The organism is Thermococcus sp. ES12, from assembly GCF_012027515.1.
GTDB classification, from domain to species: Archaea; Methanobacteriota_B; Thermococci; order Thermococcales; family Thermococcaceae; genus Thermococcus; species Thermococcus barossii.
Genome location: NZ_SNUP01000035.1, coordinates 1 through 503 on the forward strand (window position 1 = coordinate 1; position 503 = coordinate 503).

Consider the following 503-nt stretch of genomic DNA (forward strand, 5'->3'; position numbering starts at 1 on the left):
CAGAGGATGAACAAAAGATTAAGGAACTTGCAAAGAGAAAAGACGTTGTGGATGTTATAGTTGATTCTATTGCACCTGCAATATATGGAATGAAAAAAGAAAAGTTGGGTATAGCGCTTGCTTTATTTGGTGGAACAACGAGACAGCTTCCTGATGGGACAAGATTGAGAGGAGAAAGCCATGTTTTGCTCGTGGGAGATCCTGGAGTGGCTAAGTGTGTCGATTATCATACCCAAGTTGTTCTTGGAGATGGAAAGATAAAGAAGATTGGGGAGATTGTAGAAGAAGCAATAAAGAACGCCGAAGAAAAAGGAAAGTTGGGCAGGGTTAATGATGGTGTCTATGCCTCAATAAACTTGGAACTTTATGCACTCAATTCTAAGACGCTCAAAGTGGAGAAAGTTAAAGCAGATGTGGCATGGAAAAGGAATGCTCCTGAAAGGATGTTTAAAATCAAAACAGCAACTGGGAGAGAGATAAAGGTTACTCCAACTCATCCATTT

The 503-nt window shown here is 40.2% G+C and carries 1 pseudogene; it reads left to right on the forward strand.

Going from position 1 to position 503, the window contains the following annotated elements:
* Positions 1-503: pseudogene (locus E3E37_RS10880) on the forward strand (MCM2/3/5 family DNA replication licensing factor); the annotation flags it as partial.